Origin of the sequence: uncultured Thiocystis sp., from assembly GCF_903866365.1 — a bacterium.
Classification (GTDB): domain Bacteria; phylum Pseudomonadota; class Gammaproteobacteria; order Chromatiales; family Chromatiaceae; genus Chromatium.
This window is the reverse complement of sequence record NZ_CAIPNF010000090.1, coordinates 1-1504: the sequence shown is the minus strand read 5'-3', so window position 1 is coordinate 1504 and position 1504 is coordinate 1. Positions and strand designations below refer to the sequence as shown.

The following is a 1504-nucleotide window of genomic DNA, read 5'->3' as shown; positions in this document are numbered from 1 at the left end:
GTTTCGCAGCACCAAGGGTAGAGGACATCGCGGAGCGTTTGCCAACCTTTAGCCAGCTCGAAAACCTACTGAGTCATGTGGTTTTGGCCGGAGCGATGATCGACGCCGCGTTTGTCAATGCGTAAGTCCTGAAAGGGATCAAGGTCACCAACCAGGAAATGGCGGCACTCAATCTGAGACGACGACGACTCTGTCCCGATCTGAACGACACCATCCGGCCAAACAAATCGGGAAGTAGTTAATGGACAGTTTCTTAACGTGTTCGTCATGGCGCGTCGCACTCAAGGCCGGCATGTGCAGGGCGCCGCGCAGGTAGCGGTTACCGGCTTTGCTCAAGCGCGGCTTTTTGTTCACGCTGGTGCCCGAGGTGGCGTGACGGGGGTCGAGTCCGGCCATCGCGACCCATTGCTTGGCGCGCAGGTCGGGGGGCAGCACCAGCAACTCCCCCAGGAGCTGGATGGCACTGGCCGCGCCGATGCCTTTGGCGCTGGTGAGCAAGTCGAAGGCGTCTTGCAACGTCGCCTCGGCGGCGATCAGGGCCAGTGCCGCCGTGCGCAAGCGCGCGATGCGCGCGTTGGTCTCGTCGATGGCGAGTTGGACCTCCTCCAGAATCAGGGCGGGGGTGGTGGTGCTCTGCTGCAAGGCATGGAGCTGGTTTTTCGCCTGGGTGCGGGCCTCGGTCAGCGCGTTCAGGCGCCGTGCGTCGGCGCGCCGTTCCAGCGCCGCGCGGTCCGGGCGTTGCCAAGGCTCGAACGGCATGCGTTGGGCGAACTCGGCCAAGACCGCAGCATCGACGGCATCGCTCTTGGTCCGGGTCATCAGCGCCTCGGCAAAGCGATTGGCGGCTTTCGGATTGACGACCATCAGGGCCAGACCGCCGGCATCCAAGGCCAGCGCGAGATCCAGGTGATACGACCCCGTCGCCTCCAGGCACACGCGCGCCACGCCGGCTTGCGTCAGGCGCGTCAGGCGCGTCAGCAACGCCTGATGCCCGCTCGGGGTGTTGGCAAATTCCTCCGGCTTGGCGGTTTTCTCGCCCGTGCGAATCGCGACCGCCAGGGTTTGGTGGGCGACATCAATTCCAGCAACCGTCATCGTTCTGTTCCTCGGCAAAGGTAGGCGTTAGACTGTGACCCGGTTCCCCGACCCTGGACCCTCGCCTCCCGACCTTGTGTCTGCAGGCTCACGAGCGACGCTCACGGCCTCGGATACTCTTCGGGATGGGCGAAGAGGGCGGGGAGCCAATCGACGTACAGGCTCAAGGCATCAGGATGGGACGGCTTCCCCGGTTCACTCTTCATAAATTCCCTTTATCGCAATCCCTTGTCAATCCCTGGGAACAGAACATACAAGGATGGGGAGCACGGCCACGGTATCACTCGATCTTCGAGTTTTTAAGGTTTGACTTTATCGATCGATCTGCGCTACGCGCCGCAGGCGCAGACCTCCGCCGCACGATAGCGCAACGCGGGTGTGGGTTCTTGTCGGCCCAGGTCACGACCAC

The 1504-nt window shown here is 62.8% G+C and carries 1 protein-coding gene; it reads right to left on the bottom strand.

Going from position 1 to position 1504, the window contains the following annotated elements; all coding sequences use genetic code 11:
* Positions 1-168: 168 nt before the first annotated feature.
* Positions 169-1095: an IS110 family transposase gene (locus QZY07_RS05630; protein ID WP_295400507.1), complete on the bottom strand. Its 927-nt coding sequence runs from the start codon at positions 1093-1095 to the stop codon at positions 169-171.
* Positions 1096-1504: the final 409 nt, after the last annotated feature.